The sequence below is a fragment of the Microbacterium sp. 3J1 genome, assembly GCF_001049495.1.
Lineage (GTDB): Bacteria > Actinomycetota > Actinomycetes > Actinomycetales > Microbacteriaceae > Microbacterium.
Map to the genome: position 1 here is coordinate 1 of NZ_CDWI01000003.1, position 5,830 is coordinate 5,830.

Below are 5,830 nucleotides of genomic sequence, written 5' to 3' on the forward strand. Positions count from 1 at the left end.
ACAGCCCAGCCCCATCACCCCGTCGGGCGGACTTCTCCGCCTCGGGCGGACGTCTGCACCGCATCCATCCGCCCCACAGGGAGAACTCCGCCCGTCAGGGAGAACTCCGCCCATCAGGGAGAACCGCGCGCGAGAACTCCGCGCGAGGACCCCGGCGCCGCCGGGACAGCCCAGCCCCATCACCCCGTCGGGCGGACTTCTCCACGTCGGGCTGACTTCTGCGCCGCATCCATCCGCCCGTCAGGGAGAAATGCGCCCGTCAGCGAGCACCGCACCAGCGCGCGCGGGCGCAGGCGCGGTGCACCCACCCCGTCCCGAGTCAGTCGAAGCGCACGCCGAAGCTCTGCCCGCCGGGCTCCGCGGGGAGCGGCGTCATACCCAGCCGCTCGTAGAAGGCCGCCGCCCCGGTGTTGCTCGGATCCATTCCGAGATGCAGTCCCCGGACGCCCTGCCGCCGCAGCTCCGCGAACAGCGTCTCGATGAGCGCGCGGCCCAACCCCTGGCCCTGCGTCTCAGGCAGCAGGTCGATGTGCAGATGGGCCGGATACTCCCCCGCGTTCGCATTTCGCCCGGGCGCCTGCGCATACCCGTACTCGACCATCCGCTCCTCGCGGGTGGAGGGGTTCGCAGGCCGCGGATGGCGCTCGTGCCGCGTCGGCCACCACTCGTCACGGAACCACGTCGCGAAGGAATCGGTGTCGTCCGTCGCGACGATGTACCCGATCACCCTGCCGTCCTCCGACTCCACGACCCAGGCGAGATCCGGATGCCGTTCGACGTAGGGCACGGCGAAGAGGTCGCCCCAGAGCGAGTCGTCGGAGAAGATCCCTGTGGCGTCGGCGCCGGCATCCGCTGTCCGCACGCAGATCTCGTACAGTGCTGCGCGGTCGGACGGGCGGTACTGGCGGATGCGGGACACGCAGGACTCCTCGGTGAGATCGGGCGAGATCGGGCTTGATCGGGTGAGATCGGGCGATTCAGCCTATCGAGGCGGTATTCCGCCGTGACGTCTGCTGCACCCACGGAAGCAGCCATGCGCCGAGCAGCAGCACGACTCCCGCGCCGACGAGGGCGCCGCCCAGGGTGTCGGTCGCCCAGTGCACCGACAGGAGCGTGCGCGAGAGCGCCATCGCGACGATCCAGACCGCACCGAGCAGCGCCGTCCAGAGCCGCGGGAACACGAGGTACAGCACGAGTGCGATCGTCGCCGCGTTGGCCGTATGCCCTGAGGGGAATGAGCCGTAGTCGCTCGCGACGATCATGTCCTCGGGTCGCGCCCTGCCGAAGAGGTTCTTCAGGATCTGCACCGCGAGCGCACTCGCCACGAACGCCGCGGCGGCGAAGACCGCCGCTCGCCATCTCCGGGCCAGCAGCAGCGCGAGGATCAGCAGCAGCGGCACCACGAGGATCGCGATCCATCCGCCGCCGATGCTGTTCAGCGCGAAGGCGACCGAGAGCATCCAGTCCGCGCGATGCGCCGCGATCGCGTCGTTCCACCATCGGTCGAACCCCGGCGGCTCCGTGTACCCGAACACGATCGCTGCTCCGAGGAGCACCGCCGCCACGAGCAGTCCGACGCCCCACCACAGCAGCACACGTGTTCTCATCGGTCCATTCTGCCTCGTGGTTCCCGAAGATCAGGGAGCGTGGTTCCCGAAGATCAGGGAGCGTGGTTCCCGAAGTTCAGGGAGCGTGGTTCCCGAAGATCAGGAACCGTGGTTCCCGAAGATCAGGGCGTGAGCATCCCGACGGTGCGCGGACGCACGATCAGCCACAGCGAGAGGATGCCGATCACCGCGCATCCGACCATGACCGACGCCATCGTCGTGGCGGTGATACCGGCATCCTGAGAGACCCAGCCGACGACCGGCGACACGAGACCTGCGACCCCGAAGTTCGCCGCGCCGATGACGGATGCCGCCGTGCCGGCCGCCTTCCCATGCCGATCCAGCGCCAGCACCTGGACGTTGGGCATCGTGAACCCGCAGGCGGTCATGAAGACGAACAGCGGGATGACGGTGCCCCAGAGCCCGAGCCCGAGCTGATCCGTGACGATGATCGCGACAGCGGCCAGCAGCAGCACGCCGGTCGAGTAGGCCATGACCCACTGCGGGCCGAAGCGCGCGGCGAGGCGGGATGCCGCCTGCACGCCGGTCACGACCCCGAGGGAGTTGACGGCGAAGAGGAGGCCGTACTGCTGCGCATCCAGTCCGTGCGTCTGCTGGAAGAGGAACGGGGAGGCGGAGAGGTAGGAGAAGAGCCCAGAGAAGGTCATGCCGCCGATGATCAGCACGCCGATGAAGACACGGTCGGAGAACACCGATCGGTATCGCTCGAGGACGGTCGCGCCGCCCTTCTCCTGCCGACGCGCAGCGGGGAGCGTCTCGGGGACGAAGATCACGGTGGAGACCAGCATTACCACGCCGTACAGGGCGAGGACGACGAAGATCCCCCGCCACGGCATGAGCGTGAGCAGCCACGATCCGATCAACGGCGCGACGACCGGTGCGACGCCCGAGACCAGCGCGAGGCGCGAGAGCATCACCACGAGGCGGCGACCGCCGAAGAGGTCGCGCACGATCGCCATGGCCACCACGCCTCCCGCCGCAGCGCCCACGCCCATGAGCACGCGCGCCCCGCTCAGCAGCGGAAGCGTCGGCGCGTAGGCGGCCGCCGCGCTGGCGAGCACATGCAGCGCCGTGACCGCGATCAGGGGGATCCGGCGGCCGACCTTGTCGCTGAGCGGCCCGACGACGAGCTGGCCGAGGGCGAAGCCGATCATCGTTCCGGTCAGCGTGAGCTGGATCGCCGCCGCGGTGGTGTCGAAGTCCCGCTCGAGCACGGGGAACGCCGGCAGGTACAGATCGATCGTGAACGGCCCGAGCGCGGTGAGGGCGCCGAGGAGCACGATGTACAGCGCCCGTCGGCCGTTGGAGATCGAGTCTCCGGGATGGAGCATGATCGGCGCGGTCGCCGGATTCGACCCGAGAGTGCGGATCGCGCCCGTCGACGAAGGGATGCGGATGCTGCCGGTGGCCGTCCGCTCTGCGGCGACGGCGGGGAGGGAGTCTGTGCGTGGAGCGTCGGGCACGACGGTCCTTCCGGATGCGAGGGGGATGGGAGCGGGTCGCGGGGTCGGTCGAGACGGCGAGAGAGAGTCGAAACGATTCGATCCGGGCGAAGCCTCCATGGTACAGCCCGCAGGGGCGCCCCTCGCGACGAGGGACGGAAAACCGTCAGCGCGAGATCGCGGCGAGCCCCCGCTCGAGATCCGCGACGAGGTCCGTGACGTCCTCGATGCCGACGGACAGCCGGACGACGTTCTCGGGCACGGCGAGCGCGGTGCCCCGCACCGAGGCGTGGGTCATGTCCGGCGGGTAGCCGATGAGCGACTCGACGCCGCCGAGGGACTCCGCCAGCTGGAACAGCTCGGTCGATTCCGCGAACGCCTTGGCCGCAGTGCCGCCGGCCGCGAGGCCGAGCGACAGCATCCCGCCGAAACCGCTCATCTGCCGAGCCGCGACGTCGTGACCCGCGTGCGAGGCGAGCCCCGGGTAGAAGACCTGCGCGAACTCCGGCCGCGCCGTCGCCCATTCCGCGATCGCCTGCGCGTTCTCCGAGTGCTGCCGCACGCGCAGCGCCAAGGTCTTGATGCCTCGGGTCGTGAGCCACGCGTCGAGCGGCGCCGACACGGCCCCGACCGCGAACTGCTGGAACTTGACCTGCTCGAAGAACCGGTCGTCGCCGAACACCACGGCACCGCCCAGGACGTCGGAGTGCCCGCCCAGGTACTTGGTCGTCGAGTGCACGACGAGATCCGCCCCCAGCGACAGCGGCTGCTGCAGGGCGGGCGAGGCGAACGTGTTGTCGACGACGGCGATGGCCCCGGCTGCGTGCGCGATCTCGGCCGTGAGCGCGATGTCGACGATCTTCAACAGCGGGTTGCTCGGCGTCTCGATCCACACGATCTTCGTCTCGGGCCGGATCGCCGCTCGCACGGCGTCGGGGTCGGACAGCTCGACCGTCGTCGTCTCGACGCCCCATGCCGCGTGGACCTTCGACAGCAGGCGATAGGTGCCGCCGTACACGTCATTGCCCAGCACGATATGGTCACCGGGCTTCAGGATGCCGCGCAGCAGGGCATCCTCCGCCGCGAGGCCCGAGGCGAACGACAGCGCGTGCGATCCGCCCTCGAGGGCCGCGAGCTGCGTCTCGAGAGAGGAGCGCGTGGGGTTGCCCGCGCGGTTGTACTCGTATCCGTCGCGGAAGCCGCCGATGCCGTCCTGCACGTGCGTGGAGGACTGGTAGATCGGAGGGATGATCGCACCGGTGGTCGGGTCGGGCGCCTGACCGGCGTGGATGGCTCGGGTGGCGAAGGCATGCTCGGACATGTGTCTCAGCCTACGTCCGGCCACGGCCGGGCATCCGCCCCTGTTACGCCGGGCGTCAGCGCGAGATGTAGGCGAGCAGGTCCTGCCGGGTGAGCACGGTGTGCGGCTTGCCGTCCTCCGTGACGAGCAGAGCGTCGACGTCGGCGAGCGCCGCCCTCGCCTGCGCGATCGGGGCGTGGATGCCGATGAGCGGCAGCCGCTCCCCCGCATGCGCCCCCACCGCATCCGTCGGCTTCGCGTCGCCGCGGAACAGGAGGTCGAGCAGGCCCTTCTCGTCGACCGTGCCGACGACCTCGCCCATCATGACGGGCGGCTCGGCGCTGAGCACCACCAGCTGCGACACGTCGTACTCGGTCATCATGCCGATCGCCTCGAGCACCGTATCGGTCGGATGCGCGTGCACGAGGTCGGGAATGCTCGCCGCCCCCCTGGCTCCCTGAGCCTGTCGAAGGGAACGCGTGGCCAGCACGTCGGCGACCGTCTCCCCCTCCTCGACCTCGCTGAAGCCGTAGGACCGCATCCATCCGTCGTTGAAGATCTTGCCGAGGTAGCCGCGCCCGCCGTCGGGCAGGAGCACCACCATCACGGCATCCGCGGGCAGCTCACGGGCGACGCGCAACGCACCGGCGACGGCCATGCCGCTGGATCCGCCGACGAGGATGCCCTCTTCGCGCGCCAGCCGCCTCGTCATCGCGAACGACTCGGCGTCGTCGACGGCGACGATCTCGTGCGGCACGGTCGGGTCGTACGCGCCCGGCCAGATGTCCTCGCCCACGCCCTCGACGAGGTAGGGCCGGCCGGTGCCGCCGCTGTAGACGCTGCCCTCAGGATCGATGCCGACGATGCGGACGCGGTCGTCCGACACCTCGCGCAGATAGCGGCCCGTGCCGGTGATGGTGCCGCCGGTGCCGACACCCGCGACGAAGTGCGTGATCAGGCCCTCGGTGTCGCGCCAGATCTCGGGACCCGTGGTCTCGTAGTGGCTGCGGGGGCCGTTGGGGTTCTCGTACTGGTTGGGCTTGAAGGCGCCGGGGATCTCTCTGGCGAGCCGGTCGCTGACGCTGTAGTACGACTCGGGGCTGTCGGGGGCGACCGAGGTCGGCGTCACGACGACCTCGGCGCCGTACGCGCGCAGCACGTCGATCTTGTCCTCGCCCACTTTGTCGGGCACCACGAAGACGCAGGTGTACCCGCGCTGCTGCGCGACGAGGGCGAGTCCCACCCCGGTGTTGCCGCTGGTGGGCTCGACGATCGTGCCGCCGGGCTTGAGGTCGCCCGACGCCTCCGCCGCGTCGATGATGCGCGCGGCGATGCGATCCTTTGCGGATCCGCCGGGGTTGAGGTACTCCAGCTTCACGAGAACGGTGCACTCCACGCCCTCGGCGACGTGCTGGAGCTTCACGAGAGGGGTGTCGCCGACGAGGTCGACGATGGAGTCC

The 5,830-nt window shown here is 70.0% G+C and carries 5 protein-coding genes; all 5 read right to left on the bottom strand.

What is annotated here, in order from left to right; translation table 11 throughout:
- Positions 1 to 319 precede the first annotated feature (319 nt).
- Entirely contained in the window at positions 320 to 919 is a 600-nt protein-coding gene (locus BN2660_RS01900) for a GNAT family N-acetyltransferase (RefSeq protein WP_091226570.1), read from the bottom strand.
- Positions 920 to 977: 58 nt separating this feature from the next.
- Positions 978 to 1,607 carry a phosphatase PAP2 family protein gene (locus BN2660_RS01905; RefSeq protein WP_091226573.1) on the bottom strand — a complete coding sequence of 210 codons (630 nt, stop codon included), beginning with the start codon at positions 1,605 to 1,607 and terminating at the stop codon, positions 978 to 980.
- Positions 1,608 to 1,729: 122 nt separating this feature from the next.
- Positions 1,730 to 2,959 carry a multidrug effflux MFS transporter gene (locus BN2660_RS01910; RefSeq protein WP_091226580.1) on the bottom strand — a complete coding sequence of 410 codons (1,230 nt, stop codon included), beginning with the start codon at positions 2,957 to 2,959 and terminating at the stop codon, positions 1,730 to 1,732.
- A 277-nt stretch (positions 2,960 to 3,236) separates the two neighbouring features.
- Entirely contained in the window at positions 3,237 to 4,391 is a 1,155-nt protein-coding gene (locus BN2660_RS01915; RefSeq protein WP_091226576.1) for a cystathionine gamma-synthase, read from the bottom strand.
- A gap of 55 nt (positions 4,392 to 4,446) precedes the next feature.
- Positions 4,447 to 5,830 (bottom strand): cystathionine beta-synthase (locus tag BN2660_RS01920; protein WP_091226578.1); only part of this gene is annotated, 1,384 nt, incomplete at its 5' end.